The sequence below is a fragment of the Brevundimonas sp. GW821-FHT02A10 genome (assembly GCF_059422025.1).
This window is the reverse complement of the sequence record NZ_JBWKWC010000008.1, coordinates 117,758-137,354: the sequence shown is the minus strand read 5'-3', so window position 1 is coordinate 137,354 and position 19,597 is coordinate 117,758. Positions and strand designations below refer to the sequence as shown.

Here is a 19,597-nt window from a genome sequence, read left to right as displayed (position 1 = left end):
CGCATAAGCCATCGCCTTGGCGCCGCCGGCCTTGGCCAGCGTCATCGTGATCGCCGCCGTCAGCGTCGTCTTGCCGTGGTCAACGTGACCAATCGTGCCGATGTTGCAGTGCGGCTTGTTACGTTCGAACTTTTCCTTGGCCATTCTCTTCTCTCCGTCCCCTGAACAGGGGGCTTTAGTCCTAGGTTTTCAGGGGTCCGGACGGAGCGGGCTCCGTCCGGGATTGGTTGGGGTTTAGGCGGAATACTTCTTGATCACTTCGTCGGCGACGTGTTGCGGCACCGGTTCGTAGTGGTCGTACTGCATGGTGAAGGCGGCGCGGCCCTGCGACATGCCGCGCAGCGTGTTCACATAGCCGAACATGTTGGCCAGCGGCACGAAGGCGTTCACGACGGTGGCGTTACCGCGCATGTCCTGACCCTGGATCATGCCGCGACGGCCGTTCAGGTCGCCGATGACCGAACCGAGGTAGTCCTCGGGGGTCACGACCTCAACCGCCATGATCGGCTCGAGCAGCTTGGGCGAACCCTTCTCCTTCAGTTCCCGGAAGGCGGCGCGCGACGCGATTTCGAACGCCAGCACGCTGGAGTCGACGTCGTGGTACTTGCCGTCCGTCAGGGTCGCCTTGAAGTCGATCAGCGGGAAGCCGGCCAGCAGGCCGTTGTCCTTGGCCGAGGTCAGACCCTTTTCGACGCCCGGGATGTACTCCTTGGGCACCGCGCCGCCGACGATCGAGTTCTCGAAAATGAAGCCCGAGCCCGGCTCGCCGGGTTCGAAGGTGATCATGACGCGGGCGAACTGGCCCGTACCGCCGGTCTGCTTCTTGTGGGTGTAGTCGATGTCGACCTTGCGGCCCAGCGATTCACGATAGGCGACCTGCGGCGCGCCGATGTTGGCCTCGACCTTGTAGGTGCGCTTCAGGATGTCGATCTTGATGTCCAGGTGCAGCTCGCCCATCCCCTTCAGGATGGTTTGGCCCGACTCGTGGTCGGTCGAGACGGTGAAGGACGGATCTTCCGAGGCCAGCTTGGCCAGGGCGACGCCCAGCTTCTCCTGGTCGGCCTTCGACTTCGGTTCGACCGAGATTTCGATAACCGGGGCCGGGAATTCCATCTTCTCGAGGATGACGGGCGACTTCAGCGGATCGCACAGGGTGTCGCCGGTGCGGGTTTCCTTGAGGCCGGCCAGGGCGACGATGTCGCCGGCGTAGGCTTCCTTGACGTCTTCACGGTTGTTCGAGTGCATCTGCAGCATGCGGCCGACGCGCTCACGCTTGTCGCGCGAGGAGTTCAGCAGGCTCATGCCCGTTTCCATCTTGCCCGAGTACAGGCGGCAGAAGGTCAGCGAACCGACGAAGGGGTCGTCCATGATCTTGAACGCCAGAACCGACAGGGGCTCATCATCCGAAGCCTTGCGGACAACGGGCTCTTCCGTCTTGAAGTCGATGCCCGGGGTCGGCGGGATGTCCAGCGGCGACGGCAGGTAGTCGACGACGGCGTCGAGCAGGGTCTGCACGCCCTTGTTCTTGAACGCCGAGCCGCACAGGATCGGGTAGAAGGCGCCGGTCAGCACGGCCTTGCGGATGCACTTCTTGAGCACTTCGGTCGAGGGCTCGGTGCCTTCGAGGTAGGCTTCCATGGCTTCGTCGTCGAGCTCGACGGCGTTGTCGATCAGGTACTGACGGGCTTCATTCGCCTTGTCGACCAGGTCGGCCGGGATCGGGCCGACGGTGAAGTTGGCGCCCAGGGCGTCGTTGTCCCAGACGACCGAGTTCATGGCGACGATGTCGACCAGGCCGGTCAGCGAGGATTCCGAACCGATCGGGAACTGGATCGGCACGGCCTTGGCGCCCAGACGGTCGCGGATCGACTGGACCGACGCGTCGAAGTCGGCGCCGATCTTGTCCATCTTGTTGACGTAGACGATGCGCGGCACCGAGTACTTGTCGGCCTGGCGCCAGACGGTTTCGGTCTGCGGCTCAACGCCGGCGTTGCCGTCCAGCACGGTCACGGCGCCGTCGAGGACGCGCAGCGAACGTTCGACTTCGATGGTGAAGTCCACGTGCCCGGGGGTGTCGATGATGTTCAGGCGCTTGCCCTGCCAGAAGGCGGTCGTCGCGGCCGAAGTGATGGTGATGCCGCGCTCTTGTTCCTGGTCCATCCAGTCCATGGTCGCGGCGCCGTCGTGGACTTCGCCGATCTTATGGTTCTTGCCGGTGTAATACAGGATCCGCTCGGTCGTCGTCGTCTTCCCGGCGTCGATGTGCGCCATGATGCCGAAGTTGCGGTAGTCCTCGAGCTTGTGAGTGCGGGCCATGAAAACGTGCCTTGAAGTGAGTTCAGGACGCGAAGGGCGTCCTCGGGAAGATCGTACGGTGTCTGGATAAGCGGGCGCGGGCGATTTAGCTCAAACCGCCCGCGCCGGATAGTCCTAGATAGTCAGCGCCCGGCTCTTACGTAAGAGCCATGACGCTTTGAAGGCGTTTACCAGCGGTAGTGGCTGAAGGCGCGGTTGGCTTCGGCCATCTTGTGGGTGTCTTCGCGCTTCTTGACCGCGGTGCCGCGGTTGTTCGAGGCGTCCAGCAGCTCGGCGGCCAGCTTTTCGGTCATGGTGTTCTCACCACGCTTGCGCGCGGCGTTGACCAGCCAGCGGATGGCCAGGGCGCGGCGACGGTCCGGACGGACCTCGACCGGCACCTGATAGGTGGCGCCGCCGACGCGACGCGAACGGACTTCGACCGACGGCTGAACGTTTTCCAGGGCGGTGTGGAAGGTGACGACGGCTTCGACGTCCTTCTTCTTGTCGGCCAGGATATCGAACGCACCGTAGACGATGTTTTCGGCGACGGCCTTTTTGCCCTCGTACATGACATAGTTCATGAACTTGGTGACGGTCAGATCCTTGTATTTGGGATCCGGCAGGACTTCGCGTTTCTGGGCGCGGTGACGACGGGACATGGGCTGGGCCTCTTAAATCGGTATCGGAAAGCCGGATGGAACCGGCTGAATCTGGAAGGTCGGCGGGACGTCTTACTTCGGACGCTTGGTGCCGTAGTGCGAACGGCGCTGCTTGCGGTCCTTGACGCCTTGCGTATCGAGCACGCCGCGCAGGATGTGGTAGCGAACGCCGGGCAAGTCCTTCACGCGGCCGCCGCGGATCAGAACAACCGAGTGTTCCTGCAGGTTGTGGCCTTCGCCGGGGATGTAGCACACGGCTTCGTAGCCGGACTTGGCCAGACGGACCTTGGCGACCTTACGCAGAGCCGAGTTCGGCTTCTTCGGGGTCGTCGTATAGACGCGGGTGCAAACGCCGCGGCGCTGGGGCGAACCCTCCAGGGCCGGCACCTTGTTGCGCACGGGCTTGGGCTTGCGGGGCTTGCGGATCAGTTGGTTGATCGTAGGCATTTAACTCGTCTCGACTTCTGATGGAGGCGTGTGCCTGTCGGCCGGGGCGCCTCATGTCCTTCTTTTGAACGAGGCCGGCTGGCCTCGCCCGGGGTCTTTGAGGTGAGACCGTCGAACCAAACGAAAAAACCGGAACGCGCGCTTTGGGCGTTCCGGCGGGCACAGCCCGTCCGTTCGATTGTCACGATCCCGGCGAGGGAAGAATCCCCCATGCCTCGAAAGTCCGGCGCGTATATGCGCCCGGGGGGCTCAGGTCAAGCGGAGCCTGTCGGATCCCGGAGTATGGGCATCCGGAGCCGCCCTCACAATGGCCAAGCTCGGCCCCAATACGGCCACCCTGCCCGTCTCATCTTCGGTTGAGCGGAGGGCGGATGACGGATCAGGCGTTGCATTGGCCCGGACGACGGCGTGGGTCCTCCGGACGTCGCACGGCCATGGTTCCGATCGCCGTGGTCGGGTCGGTCGCCTTCCATGCCCTCGTCATCGGCTATCTCGCCCTGCGGGCCCTGTCGGACCAGGATCCAGGTCGGGACGGCCCCATCGAGGATCCGCTCTTTCCTGACATCATGCTGGTGGAACTGATCCCCTTCACCGCGAAAGACGGTCGCCTTGTCCGGGTCAATCGGCTGGATCCGGACAGGGCCATGCCCCTGCCCTCTGTCCAGGCCGGGCTGTCCCCGGCCTTCCATCCGCCAGAGCCAGGCCGACACCCCCTGCCTCACGACGCCGCCCCGGATTCCGCGGTGGAGGCCGCCGCCCGGAGGGAGGCGTCTCGCCCCGGCACGGCGCTTCGGCCTGCCGGTCCGTGGGGCGGCGACGTCTGCCGGGACCTGAGCAACCTCCGCGCCTGGCTGGCCGCCAACTGTCAGGATCGCGCCCCGCCGCCGCAGATCGAGGCGCGAGGCTCGCCTCCCCTCGCCGAAGCCCGGAGCATCGGCCAGCGCCGGCTGAACGCCTCGGAACAGCGCCGCGAGAACGGCTTCGCCCGACAGGCCGCCGCCAATGAGGCCTGGCGATCCTATCGCCGCGAGGACGGCGCCTACCCAGGCCTGATGTCCATGCTGAGGGACCAGTGACCCCCGCCGTCAGTTCGCCACGGTTTGACGGTCCTGTGCCGCTCCGAAGCGGGGTGTGATGGTCGACGCAAGCCTATTGAACGGACTGGGCCGGCGCCCCGAGGTCCGCCGCCGCGCCGTCATTCTCGTCGGCTCGGTCTCGCTTCACGCCCTGGTGCTCGGCCTGATCGGCGTGGGCCTGCTGGAGACCCGGCCTGAGCAGACCGTCGTCGATGACCGGGCTGTCTATGTCGAGATGGAGCCCCGCCCCCTGCTGGACGGCGAGACCGCCCGGGTTCCGCGTTCGGCGCCGGCCCGGCCTGCGGACGCCCCTCCCCTGACGCGGTCGCTGAGCCGTCTGTTCGCCCCGCCCAGGCTGAAGCACGAAGACGAAGACCGACCGTCCATGCCCTCGCCGCGCGCGCCGGGCGCCCCGGCCGCCGGCGCCCCTGCTCCGCCCGGCGAAGCCAACCCCTGGAGCTACCGCCCCGAAAGCCTGAGCGCCGCCGTCGGCCGGACCCTGCGCCTCAGCCCAGGCGGCTGCCGCACCATGGACGGCCATCTGGGCGAGACCGAACAGGCGATCTGCGACGAGCGGTTCAACGCGGACGCCGCCGAGGCCGGCCGTCGCCACCCGCCCGGCGCCCGCACCCTGACGCCCAGCGAGCAACGGCGTCAGGACGCCTTCGCCGCCGAGGGGCGCCGCGCGCTGGAACAGTACGAGGCCCGACGCGCCCCGCTGGGGTCCGGCGGCGGCAACGTCAAGTCGGGCGAATGCCCGGGCGGCAATCTGGGGATCGGTTGCGCGGGCTCCTTCCTCGATCCGTCGATGCGCGAGGGCGCGACCAGCACCATCCGTCAGGGCGGCAACAAGGCCCCCGGCGACCAGCACCGCCCCCTGCCCGGCCACGAGCGGTAGCCGCCGGGCGCGCTCAAGCCGCGAGAGACCGCGTCGCGAGCGGTAGCGCCAAAAGAAAAAGGGCGGCCCCGTCGCCGGGGCCGCCCTCGTTCAATTCAGCAGGGCTGAAGCGATTACTCGCTTTCGGCCAGCTCCAGCTGCAGGTCTTCCGGAAGCGGCTCGACGTTGGCTTCGCGCGTCGAGGTCAGCAGGGCGTCGCGTTCGTTGGCGACCTTCTGCAGCGACCGGAGGTAGGCGCCGGTGCCGGCCGGGATCAGACGGCCGACGATGACGTTTTCCTTCAGGCCTTCCAGCGTGTCCTTCTTGCCGTTGACCGAAGCGTCGGTGAGGACGCGGGTCGTTTCCTGGAAGGACGCCGCCGAGATGAAGCTGCGGGTCTGCAGCGACGCCTTGGTGATGCCCAGCAGGACCGGCTGGGTGGTGGCGATACGGCCGCCACGCTTTTCGACCTTCTCGTTTTCGAGCACGGCTTCCGCCACTTCGACCGTGTCGCCACGGATCAGGGTGGTTTCGCCCGAGTCGATGATCTCGACCTTCTGCAGCATCTGGCGAACGATCACCTCGATGTGCTTGTCGTTGATCGGCACGCCCTGCAGTCGGTAGACCTCCTGCACTTCGTTCACGAGATACTCGGCCAGCGCCTCGACGCCCTGGATGCGCAGCAGGTCGTGCGGATCCGGGTTGCCGTCGATGATGTAGTCGCCCTTCTGGATCAGATCGCCGTCGTGGACGGAGATGTGTTTGCCCTTCGGGATCAGGAACTCGACGGGTTCGCCCTGGTTGCCATCGGCATCCGGCTCCGGCGTGATCTTGATGCGGCGCTTGTTCTTGTAGTCGCGACCGAATTCAACGCGGCCATCCATTTCGGCGATGACGGCGCAGTCCTTCGGACGGCGGGCTTCGAACAGTTCGGCGACGCGCGGCAGACCGCCGGTGATGTCGCGGGTCTTGGCGCCTTCTGTCGGGATACGGGCGAGGATTTCGCCCGGCTTGACGTTGTCGCCGTTGGCCACGGAGAGAATGGCGCCGACGGGCAGCAGGTAACGGGCGTCAGAGCCCGAGGCCAGCTTGGCGTAGGCGTCGCCGACGGTGACGCCCATGGCCGGACGCAGGTCCGAACCGCGGGGCGACGCGCGCCAGTCGATGACGACGCGCTGGGCGATGCCCGTCGCTTCGTCGGTCTCTTCCTTGAACGACAGGCCTTCCGTCAGGTCCTCGAAGCGGACGACGCCGCCGACTTCAGTCAGGATGGGGGTGGTGTAGGGGTCCCACTCCGCCAGACGCTGGTTCTTCTTGACCTCTTCGCCGTCCTTGACGCGCAGACGACCGCCGTACGGGATCTTGTAGCTTTCGCGATCCTTGCCATCGACCATGACGGTGACGATGACGTTGCGGCTCATCGACACCAGGTCGCCGTGGGCGGCGGTGACGGTCGGGCCCGCGACCTTGATCACACCGGCGTTGGTCGCCTCGTAGAACGAGGTTTCCGCCACCTGGGCCGTACCGCCGATGTGGAAGGTCCGCATCGTCAGCTGGGTGCCCGGCTCGCCGATCGATTGCGCCGCGATGACGCCGACGGCTTCGCCGATGTTGACGTTGGTGCCGCGCGCCAGGTCGCGGCCGTAGCACATGCCGCAGATGCCGGCTTCGGCTTCACAGGTCAGGGCCGAACGGACCTTGACCGACTGGACGCCCTCGCGGTCGATGACCTCGACCACGTCCTCCACCAGATAGGTGTCGGCGGGGAACAGGACGGTGTCCGTGCCCGGAGCCTTGATGTCCTCGGCGTTGTAGCGGCCCAGGACGCGTTGACCCAGCGAGACCAGGACGTCGCCGCCTTCGACCACGGCGCGCAGGGTGATGCCCCGCGTGGAGCCGCAATCGTCCTCGGTGACGATCGAGTCCTGCGCAACGTCCACCAGACGGCGGGTCAGGTAACCCGAGTTGGCGGTCTTCAGCGCGGTGTCGGCCAGACCCTTACGGGCGCCGTGGGTGGAGTTGAAGTACTCCAGAACGGTCAGGCCTTCCTTGAAGTTCGAGACGATCGGGGTCTCGATGATCTCGCCGGACGGCTTGGCCATCAGGCCGCGCATCCCGCCGAGCTGCTTCATCTGGGCCTGCGAACCACGGGCACCGGAGTTGGCCATCATGTAGACCGAGTTGATCTCGGCGGTACGACCCGAGGCCAGGACGCGCGGCTGCGCGATCTCGCCCATCATCTCGTCGGCGACCTTGTCCGTGGCCTTGGCCCAGGCGTCGACGACCTTGTTGTACTTCTCACCCTTGGTGATCAGGCCGTCGGCGTACTGCTGCTCGTATTCCTCGACCAGGGTGCGCGTTTCGGCGACCAGTTGGGCCTTCTTCGCCGGAATGACGATGTCGTCCTTGCCGAAGGAAATGCCGGCCTTGGCCGCTTCCTTGAAGCCGAGGCCCATCATCTGGTCGGCAAAGATCACCGTCGCCTTCTGACCGCAGTGGCGATAGACCACGTCGATCAGGTTGCCGATTTCCTTCTTGGTGAGGTTCTTCTCGAGCAGGCGATAGCCGACGTTCGGGTTCTTGGGCAGCAGGGCGCCGAGCTTCATGCGGCCCGGGGTCGAGTCGATCACCTTGGTGATCTCGTTGCCGTCCTTGTCTTCCTCGGTCCAGCGCGCCTTGATGCGGGTGTGCAGAGTCACCACGCCGGCGTCGAGCGCCGCGTCGATCTCGCCCATGTTGGCGAACAGCTTGCCTTCACCCGGCTCACCGTCCTTGACCAGCGAGATGTAGTACAGGCCCAGGACGATGTCCTGCGACGGCACGATGATCGGCTTGCCGTTGGCGGGCGACAGGATGTTGTTCGTCGACATCATCAGGACGCGCGCTTCGAGTTGCGCTTCCAGCGACAGCGGCACGTGAACGGCCATCTGGTCGCCGTCGAAGTCGGCGTTGAACGCGGCGCAGACCAGCGGGTGCAGCTGGATGGCCTTGCCCTCGATCAGCTTCGGCTCGAACGCCTGGATGCCCAGACGGTGAAGCGTCGGCGCGCGGTTCAGCATGACCGGGTGCTCGCGGATCACCTCTTCGAGGATATCCCACACCTGGGGTTGCTCGCGCTCGACCATGCGCTTGGACTGCTTGACGGTGCCCGACAGGCCCTTGGCGTCCAGGCGCGCATAGATGAACGGCTTGAACAGCTCGAGCGCCATCTTCTTCGGCAGGCCGCACTCGTGCAGCTTCAGGTCCGGACCGACCACGATGACCGAACGGCCCGAGTAGTCGACGCGCTTGCCCAGAAGGTTCTGACGGAAGCGGCCCTGCTTGCCCTTCAGCATGTCGGCGAGCGACTTCAGCGGACGCTTGTTGGCGCCCGTGATCACGCGGCCGCGACGACCGTTGTCGAACAGGGCGTCGACCGATTCCTGCAGCATCCGCTTTTCGTTGCGGATGATGATGTCCGGCGCGCGGAGCTCCATCAGGCGCTTCAGGCGGTTGTTCCGGTTGATCACGCGGCGGTACAGGTCGTTCAGGTCGGAGGTCGCGAAACGACCGCCGTCCAGCGGCACCAGCGGGCGCAGTTCCGGCGGGATGACCGGAACGACCGTCAGGATCATCCACTCGGGCTTGTTGCCGCTTTCGAGGAAGGCCTCGATCAGCTTCAGGCGCTTGGAGGCCTTCTTGGCCTTCATTTCCGAGGGGCTGTCGGCCAGCTCGCCGCGGTGACGCTCGGCTTCGGCGTTGAGGTCGATGCCCATCAGCAGGTTGCGCACGGCCTCGGCGCCGATCTCGGCGGTGAAGCCGTCATCGCCGAACTCGTCCTGGTAGCGGTAGAACTCGTCTTCCGTCAGCAGCTGGTTCTGCTTCAGCGGGGTCAGGCCCGGCTCGGTGACGATGTAGTTTTCGAAGTAGAGCACGCGCTCCACGTCCTTCAGCGCCATGTCCAGCATCAGCGAGATGCGCGACGGCAGCGACTTCAGGAACCAGATGTGGGCGACCGGCGAGGCCAGCTCGATGTGGCCCATGCGCTCGCGACGGACGCGGGCCAGGGTGACTTCGACGCCGCACTTCTCGCAGATGATGCCCTTGTACTTCATGCGCTTGTACTTGCCGCACAGGCATTCGTAGTCCTTGGTCGGGCCAAAGATACGGGCGCAGAACAGGCCGTCACGCTCGGGCTTGAACGTGCGGTAGTTGATGGTTTCGGGCTTCTTGATCTCGCCGAACGACCACGAGCGGATCTTCTCCGGCGAGGCCAGGGCGATCTTGATCTGGTCGAAGGTCGGGGTGACCGGGACCGCATTGAAGATGTTCAGGACTTCCTGGTTCATCTTGATTCCTTCTGCAGCGGGGAGCTGCCTAAAATTCGAAAAGTGGAGAGAGCGACGGCCCCCTCCCCGCTTTCACGGGGAGGGGTGGTTCCGATCAGCTGTTCTCCAGCTCCACGTTCAGACCCAGCGAACGCATTTCCTTGATGAGAACGTTGAAGCTCTCGGGAATGCCGGCCTCGAAGCTGTCGTCGCCGCGGACGATGGCCTCGTAGACCTTGGTCCGGCCGGCCACGTCGTCGGACTTCACCGTCAGCATTTCCTGCAGGGTGTAGGCGGCGCCGTAGGCTTCCAGAGCCCAGACCTCCATTTCCCCGAAGCGCTGACCGCCGAACTGCGCCTTGCCGCCCAGCGGCTGCTGGGTGACGAGCGAGTACGGGCCGATGGAGCGGGCGTGGATCTTGTCGTCGACCAGGTGGTGCAGCTTCAGCATGTAGATGTAGCCGACCGTGACCGGACGCTTGAACTGCTCGCCGGTCTGACCGTCATAGACGATCGACTGGCCCGAACGCTCCAGACCGGCCGATTCCAGCAGGTCCTCGATGTCCGAGATGTGCGCGCCGTCGAACACCGGAGTGGCGAACGGAACACCCTTCGAGAGGTTCTTCGACAGTTCGATCAGATCCTCCTCGTCTTCCGGCAGCGGGGTGTCCGCGCCGTAGATTTCGGTCAGACGCTCGACGAGCGCCTGCTTCTGACCGCCTTGTTGCCAGGCTTCCAGCAGACCCGCGATCTGACGACCGAGGCCCGCGGCCGCCCAACCCAGGTGGGTTTCGAAGATCTGGCCGATGTTCATGCGCGACGGCACGCCCAGCGGGTTCAGAACGACGTCGACGGACGTGCCGTCGGCCAGGTGAGGCATGTCCTCGATCGGAAGGATCTTGGAGATGACGCCCTTGTTGCCGTGACGGCCGGCCATCTTGTCGCCCGGTTGAAGCTTGCGCTTCACGGCGACGAAGACCTTGACCATCTTCATCACGCCCGGGGGCAGTTCGTCGCCGCGTTGCAGCTTCTCGACCTTGTCTTCGAAGCGACGGTCCAGCGCCTTGCGAGCGCCTTCGAACTGGGCCTTCATGGCTTCCAGCTCGCCCATCGCCTTCTCGTCGTCGAGAGCGATCTGCCACCACAGGCCGCGCGAGAGCTCGCCCAGCTTGTCTTCGGTGACTTCACCGCGGCCCAGGCCCTTCGGACCCGAGGTCGCGTTCTTGCCCAGCAGCAGGGGCTTCAGGCGGCCGTAGACGTTGCGTTCCAGGATCGCGAGCTCATCGTCGCGGTCCTTGCCGAGGCGTTCGATTTCCGAACGTTCGATCGACATGGCGCGCTCGTCCTTGTCGACGCCGTGGCGGTTGAAGACGCGAACGTCGACGACCGTGCCGGCGACGCCGGGCGGCAGGCGCAGGGAGGTGTCACGCACGTCCGAGGCCTTTTCGCCGAAGATGGCGCGCAGCAGCTTCTCTTCGGGGGTCATCGGGCTTTCGCCCTTCGGAGTGACCTTGCCGCAGAGGATGTCGCCCGGCTGGACTTCGGCGCCGATGGCCACGATGCCCGCTTCGTCGAGGTTGCGCAGGGCTTCCTCGCCGACGTTGGGGATGTCGCGGGTGATTTCTTCCGGCCCAAGCTTGGTGTCGCGGGCCATCACTTCGAACTCGTCGATGTGGATCGAGGTGAACACGTCGTCGCGGACGATGCGCTCGCTGATCAGGATCGAGTCTTCGAAGTTGTAGCCGTTCCAGGGCATGAAGGCGACGAGGGCGTTGCGGCCCAGGGCCAGATCGCCCAGGTCCGTCGACGGACCGTCGGCGATGACGTCGCCGGTCTTCACTTCATCGCCCACGCGCACGATCGGGCGCTGGTTGATGCAGGTCGACTGGTTCGAACGCTGGAATTTGGACAGGCGGTAGATGTCGACGCCCGAGCGGGCGGCTTCCAGTTCGCCGGTGGCGCGCACAACGATACGCGTGCCGTCGATCTGTTCAACCACGCCGTCGCGGCGGGCGATGACCACGGCGCCCGAGTCACGGGCCACGACCGCTTCCATGCCGGTGCCGACCAGCGGCGCGTCCGACTGCACCAGAGGCACGGCCTGACGTTGCATGTTGGCGCCCATCAGTGCGCGGTTGGCGTCGTCGTTTTCCAGGAACGGGATCAGGGCGGCGGCGACCGAAACGACCTGTTTCGGCGACACGTCCATCATGTCGACGTCGGCCTTGATCAGCAGCTGGGATTCACCGTTGATCCGGCCGGGGACCAGATCGTCGACGATTTCACCGTCCTTGAGGGCGATGTTCGCCTGGGCGATCGTGTACTTCGACTCCTCCATGGCCGAGATGTAGACCACCTCGCCCTGGGCCTTGCCGTCCTTCACGCGACGGTACGGGCTCTCGATGAAACCGTACTTGTTGACGCGGGCGTGGGTGGCCAGGGAGTTGATCAGACCGATGTTCGGGCCTTCCGGCGTTTCGATCGGGCAGATGCGGCCGTAGTGGGTCGGGTGGACGTCGCGGACTTCGAAGCCCGCGCGCTCACGCGTCAGACCGCCCGGGCCAAGCGCCGAAAGGCGACGCTTGTGGGTGATTTCCGACAGCGGGTTCGTCTGGTCCATGAACTGCGACAGCTGCGACGAGCCGAAGAACTCGCGGACCGAGGCGGCGGCCGGCTTGGCGTTGATCAGGTCGTGCGGCATGACGGTGTCGATATCGACCGACGACATGCGCTCCTTGATCGCGCGTTCCATGCGCAGCAGGCCGACGCGGTACTGGTTTTCCAGCAGCTCGCCCACCGAACGGACCCGGCGGTTGCCGAGGTTGTCGATGTCGTCGATCTCGCCCTTGCCGTCCTTCAGGCCGACGAGGATCTGCAGGACCTTCAGGACGTCGTCCTTCTGGAGCACGCGGATTTCGTCCGAAACCTCGGGGGTTTCCAGACGCATGTTCATCTTCACCCGGCCCACGGCCGACAGGTCATAGCGTTCTGCATCGAAGAACAGCGACTGGAACATGGCCTCGGCGGCTTCCGGGGTCGGCGGCTCACCCGGGCGCATCACGCGGTAGACGTCGAACAGGGCGTCCTCGCGGCCCGTGTTCTTGTCGACCCGCAGGGTGTTGCGGACGTAGGCGCCGACCGTCACGTGGTCGATGTCCAGCACGTCGATGGTGGTGAAGCCCTTGCCTTCCAGCAGTTCGATGGTCGGGGCGTCCAGCTCGTCGCCGGCCTCGGCATAGATCTCGCCGGTTTCGTAGTTGACGGCGTCGGCCGCCAGGTAACGGGTGACCAGGGCGTCAGCAGCCAGCGACAGCGACTTCAGGCCGCCGTCCTGCAGCTTCTTGGCAGCGCGGGCGCTGATCTTGTGACCGGCTTGCGCGACCACTTCGCCGGTGTCGGCGTCGATCAGGTCGAACTCCGGCTTCACGCCGCGCCAGCGCTCGGGCTTGTAGGGGGTGACCCAGCCTTCGCCGCGCTTCTCGTAGGGAACGGTCTCGTAGAAGGTACGCAGGATCTCCTCGCCGTCCATGCCCAGGGCATAGAGGAAGGTGGTCGCCGGCAGCTTGCGGCGACGGTCGATACGCACATAGACCACGTCCTTGGCGTCGAACTCGAAGTCCAGCCACGAGCCGCGGTACGGGATCACGCGGGCGGCGAACAGCAGCTTGCCCGACGAGTGGGTCTTGCCCTTGTCGTGGTCGAAGAACACGCCCGGCGAACGGTGCATCTGCGAGACGATCACGCGCTCGGTGCCGTTGACGATGAACGTGCCCTTGTCCGTCATCAGGGGGATGTCCCCCATATAGACGTCCTGTTCCTTGATGTCCTTGACCGAGCGGGCGCCGGTCTCTTCGTCCGCTTCAAAGACGATCAGACGCAGCTTGACCTTCAGCGGAGCCGCGAAGGTCATGTCGCGCTGGATGCATTCCTCGACGTCGTACTTGGGCTCCTCGAACTCGTAGGAGACGTATTCCAGAACGGCGCGTTCGTTGAAGTCCTTGATCGGGAACACCGACTTGAAGACCGCCTCGATGCCCTGGTCCTTGCGGACGCCGGCGCGGACTTCGCGCTGCAGGAACTGCTCGTAGGAGGCGCGCTGAACCTCGATCAGGTTCGGCATCGCGACCGCTTCGGGGATCCGCCCGAAGGATTTGCGAATGCGCTTTTTACCGGTGAAGGTGGTGGCCGACGCGATCTGACCGTTGATGGTGAGACCGTTGAGGACGTCTGTCATTCAGTGTTTCCCAATCCTGGCAGCGTGACCTGCCGGAGAAATGCAGTGGCACGACACGCTTTTCAGCGGCCGCGCGTTTCGGTTTCGGCCTCCACCCTCGGACCCCGAAAGGTCCAGGAGGCCTGAAATCTATGGGCTCCCTGGGATAGGAGCCGCACCTTCGCTCGGTCGGAGGGCGACGGACCGGGCCTCGGCGCTTTCGCGCAGACTCAATTGAGCTGTTGCGGAACGCGGACATATACTCGCTTTTCCGACGAAATAAAGGCCGGTCCACAAGGAATTATGCTGTCCTTCGGATTCCCGCTTTTCACCCGCCCGAAAGCCTGCCAGCCGCGCTCGCTCCAGATAGGAATGAGCCCCGCATAGCGCCACTTTTCGGCGCGCCGGGACCCTGCTAGCGTCGCCGTATGACCCGTATCGCCCTCGCCGCCGCCCTCGTCCTGTCCGCCGCGACCCTGTCGGCCTGCGCCGCTACCGTGCCGCCCGTCATCCTGGCCGCCGCGCCGAGCGATGCGGCGTCCTGGGTTCCGGCCCAGCGCGCCTATCTGGCCTGGAACCTGACCAACCGCGGCTGGAACGTCACCCCCTCGGGCCTGCAGTACAGGCGCGTCGGCCGCGCCTTCCCCAAGGCCGCCCAGCCGCTGACGACCGACACCGTGCGCGTCCACTATCGTGGCACGCTCATCAACGGGACCGAGTTCGACAGCTCCTATTCGCGCAACGAGCCGGCCTCCTTCCCCCTGAACCGCGTCATCAAGGGCTGGACCGAGGGCGTGGCCCTGATGCACGTCGGCGAGACCTATGACTTCGTCATCCCCGCCAACCTGGCCTATGCCGGGCGCCGCATGGGCAACGACATTCCGGCGGAATCCACCCTGCTGTTCCGGGTCCAGCTGCTGGCCGTGAACCCCTAAGTCAACCGCCCTCTACAAGGCATCACCGCTCGTCCGCGAGCCTGCGACCGCACGCGCGCCCACACAACCTATGGGAGTCTATTTACTCCGTAATTGATGCATAGATTGTTTTCGATTCCGCCCGACAACCTCCCGTCCGATCCTGTTTCTGGACGAGGAGGCCTTCGCCATGGGCAAGCCGGGACTTTTGCTGACGACCGCGCTGATCCTGGTGGGCGGCGACCTGACCCATGCCCGGACGCCCCTCCAGCACGCCGGGCCCGAGCGTACCCCTACCCCTGATGCGCCCGAGGGTCGGGTCGCCGCCCCGCCCGAAGGCTTCCTCGTCCTCTGCGAACGCGATCCCTCCGAATGCCGTGAATCCGGCGAGGAGGACGGTCACGACGACGACGCCATCCGCAAGGAGGCGCACGCCATCGAATGGCGCGACGCCTTCGGCGGCCCGGCCTCCGCCGCCTTCCCGCCCGGCGCAACCGGCGCCCCCGCGGCAGGGGTCCCGCCGATCCACCTGCCCTCCCCGGCCGGAGGCGCGGCCCTGACCCCGACCGGGGCCCTGGTCATGACCGCTGAGCGCTGGAGCCTGGTGGACCACGTCAACCAGTCGGTGAACCGCGCCGTCCAGATGGAGAGCGATCAGGCCCAGTACGGCCAGGCAGACTACTGGAACGTCCAGTCCGGCCGCGACGAGCATGGCGACTGCGAGGACTACGCCCTGACCAAACGACATCAGCTGATCGCGGTGGGCATTCCGCCCGAGGTCCTGTCCTTCGGCATCGTCCGCACGCCGTGGAACGAGCTGCATGCCGTGCTCATCTTGACCACCGACCAGGGCGACATGATCCTCGACAACCTCAGCGCCTGGATCCTGCACTGGGACCAGACCGGCTATCGCTGGGTCGAACGTCAGACGCCCGGCCAGCCATTCGACTGGCGCACGGTGGAAGCCTCCTAGGTCAGAGGCGTCCATTCCTCATCGGCCGGCAAGGGCGCGAACAGGGCCTCGACCGTGGCGTCCGACACCCCGTCCAGCGTCGCCGGCGACCATTGTGGCGCATTGTCCTTGTCGACCACGACAGCGCGGACGCCCTCCTGGAAGTCGTGGGTCCGGACGATCCGCCCGCCCAGCCGGTATTCCATGGCCATGTTGTCGGCGAAGTCGGTCAGGGTCGCCCCCGTCCGCACCTGTTTCAGCGCTGCCTTCATCGAGGTCGGCGACTTGGTCTTCAGCGTCGCCAGCTGCGCCTGCGCCCAGTCCGACCCGTCCGCCTCCAGCGCTTCAAAGATCGCCTCGACCGTGTCGTGAGCAAACAGCCGGTCGATCGCCTCGCGGTCGATCGTCGCCGGCCCCGGGTCGGCCGAGCGATGGTTCGCCGCCGCCTCCGCCGGCTCGACCCCGCCCATCAGATCGGCCTTCAGGGCCATGACGTTCGCGGACGGCACGAAATGGGTGTGGATCCCCAGGGCCACCGTGTCCGCCGCCTTCAGCCGCGCCCCGGTCAGGGCCAGCCAGACGCCCGTCTGCCCCGGCAGCCGCGACAGGAACCAGCCGCCGCCGACATCCGGGAACAGGCCGATGCCCGTCTCCGGCATCGCATAGGTCGTCCGTTCGGTCGCGACCCGCACCGAAGCCGGCTCCGAGATGCCCACGCCCCCGCCCATGACGATGCCGTCCACCACCGCCGTGATCGGCTTGGGGTATTCGAACATCAGATGGTTCAGCCGGTACTCGGTCTTGAAGAAGGCCCTGGCCTCCGAGGCATCCCCCGCCCCGCTCTCGGCGATCATGCGGATATCGCCCCCGGCGCAGAAGCCGCGCTCGCCCGAATGGTCGATCAGCACCCCGACCACCTCCGGATCGTCGCGCCACGCCGTCAGGGCCTCGATCATCGCCTCGCACATCGCCTTGTTCAGCGCGTGCAGGGCCTTTGGCCGGTTCAGGGTGATCCGCCCCACGGCGCCGTCGATACGGGTCAGGACTTCGGCTTCGGACATCGGATTCTCCCGCGACGGTCTGGCGTGGGTGATAGGCAGCCCCGTCGCCCGCGTCGAGCCGCGTCGCCGCAATCCCCGCCTGCGCTTTCGCGGCGCCCTCTCCTCAGGACTTCGGCGTCACCGTCAGCTTGTAGGGAATGAACAGCGACAGCTCGAGCGGCCCCGACTGGATCCAGGTCACCCGGTTCTCCAGCCCCTCGGCCTGAACTCCGTACCCGTCGCCGAAAGCCTGCGCCGTCGTGCGCGCGTCCTCCGCCATCAGGGCGAGGATCGGCGTGCGGTACTGGGCCGGATTCAGGATCGACAGCTGCCAGTCGCCGGTGATGTTGATCAGGGTCCGGCCCGACTTGGGCGCGCTCGCCACGAACCGTTCGATCCGCCCCGAGGCCCCGTCCATGGTGTCGTTCGGCAGGATGGGCGTCTTGACGATCAGGGAGGCGGTCGAGGTGTCGGACCGGTTGCCGTCGACACCCAGGGTCAGGGTGCTGACCATGTCCTCGGTCAGGGGCGTCAGGGCGCCGTCCACCTCGATGCTCAGGTCGATGTCGGCCTGTCGCGCCGCCGCCCGCGCCAGACCGCGCAGGGTCTCGATCAGTTCGGCGCGCCTCTGGGCCGCGTCCCGCGTATCGCCCACAGCGCGGATCTCGACGATCAGATTGTCGGCGCGGCGATTCAGCCGGACGGCCGGGATCTGGTCGGGATCCCACTCCCGGACCCGCGAGCCCGTGACCACGATCTCTTCCACCCCTCCGGATTGGGCGGAAGCGGGCGTCCCGGCGGACGCTCCAAGGGCCAGGATGACGGCGGCGACGGCGGCGGCGTTCTTGATCATTGGTGGTTCCTCCCACCCAAGATTGACCACCGATCCGCCAGACTGTCACCAGTCCCTTCTCTTTGCAGGGGCGCGACGGTTGGTCTAAGCCGCGCCCATGACCCTGCCCTTCATGCCCGCCGCCTTCCCCATGGCCCGTCCCCGCCGTCTGCGCAGCAGCCCCTGGGTGCGACGACTGGTCGCCGAGACCACGCTGACGCCGTCGGACCTGATCTGGCCGCTGATCGTCCATGACGGCGCCGAGGACCGCGTGCCGGTCCCCTCCATGCCCGGCGTCTTCCGCCTGTCGCCGAAAGCCGCGGCCGCCGCCGCCGTCGAGGCCCGCGATCTGGGCATCCCGATGGTCGCCCTCTTCCCCAATGTCGACGCCGCGACCAAGGACGCGACCGGAACCGGCGCCACCGACCCCGACGGCCTGATCCCCGACTGCATCAAGGCCATCAAGGACGCCGCGCCCGGGATCGGCGTCATGTGCGACGTGGCGCTCGACTGCTACACCGACCACGGCCACGACGGGGTGGTCGAGGACGGCCGCATCCTCAACGACGCCTCCCTCGACCGGCTCGCCGAACAGGCCTTCATCCAGGCCCACGCCGGCGCCGACGTCGTCGCCCCGTCGGACATGATGGACGGCCGCGTCCAGGCCATCCGCGAGGCGCTGGAGGCCAACGGCTTCCACGACACCCTGATCCTCTCCTACGCCGCCAAATTCGCCTCGGCCTTCTATGGCCCGTACCGCGACGCGGTCGGCTCGGCGAAGATGCTGACCGGCGACAAGAAGACCTATCAGATGGACTACGCCAACTCCGACGAGGCCCTGAAGGAGGTCGCGATGGACATCTCCGAAGGCGCCGACGCCGTCATGGTCAAGCCCGGCATGCCCTATCTCGACATCGTCCGCCGCGTGCACGAGACGTTCAAAATTCCGACCTTCGCCTATCAGGTGTCGGGCGAATATTCGATGATGCAGGCCTCCATCGCCAACGGCTGGCTGGACCATGACCGCGCCATCCTCGAGACCCTGCACGGCTTCAAGCGCGCGGGCTGCGCCGGCGTCCTCACCTATTTCGCCCCGCAGGCGGCGCGGCTGCTGGGCTGACGCCCCAATCTCCGCTTGACCTCGCCGACCCTCGTTCCGCAAATGCTTAACGAACAGGCAGGTGGGGATCGGCATGGGCTTTCTTTGGTTTGGGCGGAAGAAGCCGTCGCGTGTGCCGGCTCCTCCACCGGTCTCGCTGGACTTCGCCGCCTCGCCTGACCTCGAGGTCGCCGCCGCCGGGGCCGTGGCCGCCGCGGCCGCCGTCCTGACCCCACATCACCATGGTCCGACGCCCGACGAGGCCCTGCAGATGCTGCGCGACGGAAACGCCGCCTTCCTGTCCGGCGCCTCCAGCCTCGGCCACGTCACCGCCCACGATCTGGACGCACTTCAGGGCGGCCAGAAGCCCATCGCCACCATCGTCGGCTGCGCCGACAGCCGCACCCCGCCGACCATCCTGTTCAACCAGGGTCTGGGCAAGCTCTTCATCATCCGGGTGGCCGGCAACACCGTCGACCGGCGCGGTCTGTCGTCCATCGTCTATGCGGTGAAGCACCTGAGCTGCCCGCTGGTCGTCGTCATGGGTCATACCGGCTGCGGCGCGGTCGCCGCCGCCGAGGCCGTGGTCGACGGCAAGGCCGAGCTGGATCCCTCGCTGGAGGAGATGATCGTCCCCATCCTGCCCGCCGTCCTGTCGGCCCGGAAGATCGGCGGTCACGACCTGGCCCGCCTGGCGGTCGAGGAGAACGCCCGCCGCGTCGTCGCCCGCCTCCTGACCGCCGACACCGCCCTGGCCCACGCGGTCGAAGCCGGAACCATCAAGATCGTCGCCGCCGTCAAGGACATGGTCACCGGCCGCGTCGACTTCCTCGACCTGCCCGACAGTCCGCCCACCTCCGAAGTCCACGGACACGCCTGACGG

At 66.3% G+C, this 19,597-nt stretch carries 14 protein-coding genes; 6 read left to right on the top strand and 8 right to left on the bottom strand.

Annotation, left to right across the window (positions count from 1 at the left end; all coding sequences use genetic code 11):
• The 4 genes from AC07U0_RS17840 to rpsL form a co-directional block, all read right to left on the bottom strand.
• Window positions 1-144, bottom strand: a 144-nt coding sequence (locus AC07U0_RS17840) for a GTP-binding protein (protein ID WP_494721319.1), incomplete at its 3' end; no start/stop codon positions are given.
• Window positions 145-234: 90 nt separating this feature from the next.
• Complete coding sequence (gene fusA / locus AC07U0_RS17835) at window positions 235-2,316, bottom strand: elongation factor G (protein ID WP_494721313.1); 2,082 nt, start codon at window positions 2,314-2,316, stop codon at window positions 235-237.
• A gap of 167 nt (window positions 2,317-2,483) precedes the next feature.
• Window positions 2,484-2,957, bottom strand: a complete 474-nt coding sequence (rpsG, locus tag AC07U0_RS17830) for a 30S ribosomal protein S7 (RefSeq protein ID WP_207931699.1) — start codon at window positions 2,955-2,957, stop codon at window positions 2,484-2,486.
• Window positions 2,958-3,029: 72 nt separating this feature from the next.
• Entirely contained in the window at window positions 3,030-3,404 is a 375-nt protein-coding gene (rpsL, locus tag AC07U0_RS17825) for a 30S ribosomal protein S12 (RefSeq protein WP_013269204.1), read from the bottom strand.
• A gap of 434 nt (window positions 3,405-3,838) precedes the next feature.
• On the opposite strand from rpsL, the gene AC07U0_RS17820 reads away from it, so the two are divergent.
• Together AC07U0_RS17820 and AC07U0_RS17815 are read left to right on the top strand one after the other, a co-directional pair.
• Window positions 3,839-4,480 carry a hypothetical protein gene (locus tag AC07U0_RS17820; protein WP_494721312.1) on the top strand — a complete coding sequence of 214 codons (642 nt, stop codon included), beginning with the start codon at window positions 3,839-3,841 and terminating at the stop codon, window positions 4,478-4,480.
• A 58-nt stretch (window positions 4,481-4,538) separates the two neighbouring features.
• Window positions 4,539-5,378 (top strand): hypothetical protein, encoded by an 840-nt coding sequence (locus tag AC07U0_RS17815; protein WP_494721311.1) that lies wholly within the window; start codon window positions 4,539-4,541, stop codon window positions 5,376-5,378.
• A gap of 113 nt (window positions 5,379-5,491) precedes the next feature.
• Here the strand turns inward: AC07U0_RS17815 and rpoC are convergent, their stop codons facing one another.
• Together rpoC and rpoB are read right to left on the bottom strand one after the other, a co-directional pair.
• A complete protein-coding gene (gene rpoC / locus AC07U0_RS17810) occupies window positions 5,492-9,685 on the bottom strand; it encodes a DNA-directed RNA polymerase subunit beta' (protein ID WP_494721310.1) in 4,194 nt (1,397 codons plus the stop codon).
• 94 nt (window positions 9,686-9,779) lie between these two features.
• On the bottom strand, window positions 9,780-13,898 hold the full coding sequence (gene rpoB, locus AC07U0_RS17805) for a DNA-directed RNA polymerase subunit beta (protein ID WP_494721309.1): 4,119 nt from the start codon (window positions 13,896-13,898) through the stop codon (window positions 9,780-9,782).
• A gap of 407 nt (window positions 13,899-14,305) precedes the next feature.
• On the opposite strand from rpoB, the gene AC07U0_RS17800 reads away from it, so the two are divergent.
• Window positions 14,306-14,812: an FKBP-type peptidyl-prolyl cis-trans isomerase gene (locus AC07U0_RS17800; protein WP_494721308.1), complete on the top strand. Its 507-nt coding sequence runs from the start codon at window positions 14,306-14,308 to the stop codon at window positions 14,810-14,812.
• Between the two features lie 169 nt (window positions 14,813-14,981).
• Window positions 14,982-15,764: a transglutaminase-like cysteine peptidase gene (locus AC07U0_RS17795; protein WP_494721307.1), complete on the top strand. Its 783-nt coding sequence runs from the start codon at window positions 14,982-14,984 to the stop codon at window positions 15,762-15,764.
• Here AC07U0_RS17795 and AC07U0_RS17790 read toward each other — a convergent pair.
• Both AC07U0_RS17790 and AC07U0_RS17785 read right to left on the bottom strand, forming a co-directional pair.
• Window positions 15,761-16,804 (bottom strand): enoyl-CoA hydratase/isomerase family protein, encoded by a 1,044-nt coding sequence (locus tag AC07U0_RS17790; protein WP_494721306.1) that lies wholly within the window; start codon window positions 16,802-16,804, stop codon window positions 15,761-15,763. The two genes, AC07U0_RS17795 and AC07U0_RS17790, sit on opposite strands and share 4 nt — an antisense overlap.
• 103 nt (window positions 16,805-16,907) lie before the next feature.
• Complete coding sequence (locus tag AC07U0_RS17785; protein WP_494721305.1) at window positions 16,908-17,636, bottom strand: hypothetical protein; 729 nt, start codon at window positions 17,634-17,636, stop codon at window positions 16,908-16,910.
• 97 nt (window positions 17,637-17,733) lie between these two features.
• Between AC07U0_RS17785 and hemB the strand changes: the two genes are divergently transcribed.
• Window positions 17,734-18,735: a porphobilinogen synthase gene (gene hemB / locus AC07U0_RS17780; protein ID WP_494721304.1), complete on the top strand. Its 1,002-nt coding sequence runs from the start codon at window positions 17,734-17,736 to the stop codon at window positions 18,733-18,735.
• 112 nt (window positions 18,736-18,847) lie between these two features.
• On the top strand, window positions 18,848-19,594 hold the full coding sequence (locus tag AC07U0_RS17775; protein WP_494721303.1) for a carbonic anhydrase: 747 nt from the start codon (window positions 18,848-18,850) through the stop codon (window positions 19,592-19,594).
• The last annotated feature ends 3 nt before the right edge of the window (window positions 19,595-19,597 follow it).

Bases quoted from the DNA above. Each gene is read 5' to 3' on its own strand.
- AC07U0_RS17820 (WP_494721312.1), top strand. From the start codon at position 3,839: ATGGTTCCGATCGCCGTGGTCGGGTCGGTCGCCTTCCATGCCCTCGTC.
- AC07U0_RS17785 (WP_494721305.1), bottom strand. From the start codon at position 17,636: ATGATCAAGAACGCCGCCGCCGTCGCCGCCGTCATCCTGGCCCTTGGA.
- AC07U0_RS17790 (WP_494721306.1), bottom strand. From the start codon at position 16,804: ATGTCCGAAGCCGAAGTCCTGACCCGTATCGACGGCGCCGTGGGGCGG.
- AC07U0_RS17800 (WP_494721308.1), top strand. From the start codon at position 14,306: ATGACCCGTATCGCCCTCGCCGCCGCCCTCGTCCTGTCCGCCGCGACC.
- rpoB (WP_494721309.1), bottom strand. From the start codon at position 13,898: ATGACAGACGTCCTCAACGGTCTCACCATCAACGGTCAGATCGCGTCG.
- AC07U0_RS17795 (WP_494721307.1), top strand. From the start codon at position 14,982: ATGGGCAAGCCGGGACTTTTGCTGACGACCGCGCTGATCCTGGTGGGC.
- rpsG (WP_207931699.1), bottom strand. From the start codon at position 2,957: ATGTCCCGTCGTCACCGCGCCCAGAAACGCGAAGTCCTGCCGGATCCC.
- rpsL (WP_013269204.1), bottom strand. From the start codon at position 3,404: ATGCCTACGATCAACCAACTGATCCGCAAGCCCCGCAAGCCCAAGCCC.
- AC07U0_RS17815 (WP_494721311.1), top strand. From the start codon at position 4,539: ATGGTCGACGCAAGCCTATTGAACGGACTGGGCCGGCGCCCCGAGGTC.
- fusA (WP_494721313.1), bottom strand. From the start codon at position 2,316: ATGGCCCGCACTCACAAGCTCGAGGACTACCGCAACTTCGGCATCATG.
- rpoC (WP_494721310.1), bottom strand. From the start codon at position 9,685: ATGAACCAGGAAGTCCTGAACATCTTCAATGCGGTCCCGGTCACCCCG.
- hemB (WP_494721304.1), top strand. From the start codon at position 17,734: ATGACCCTGCCCTTCATGCCCGCCGCCTTCCCCATGGCCCGTCCCCGC.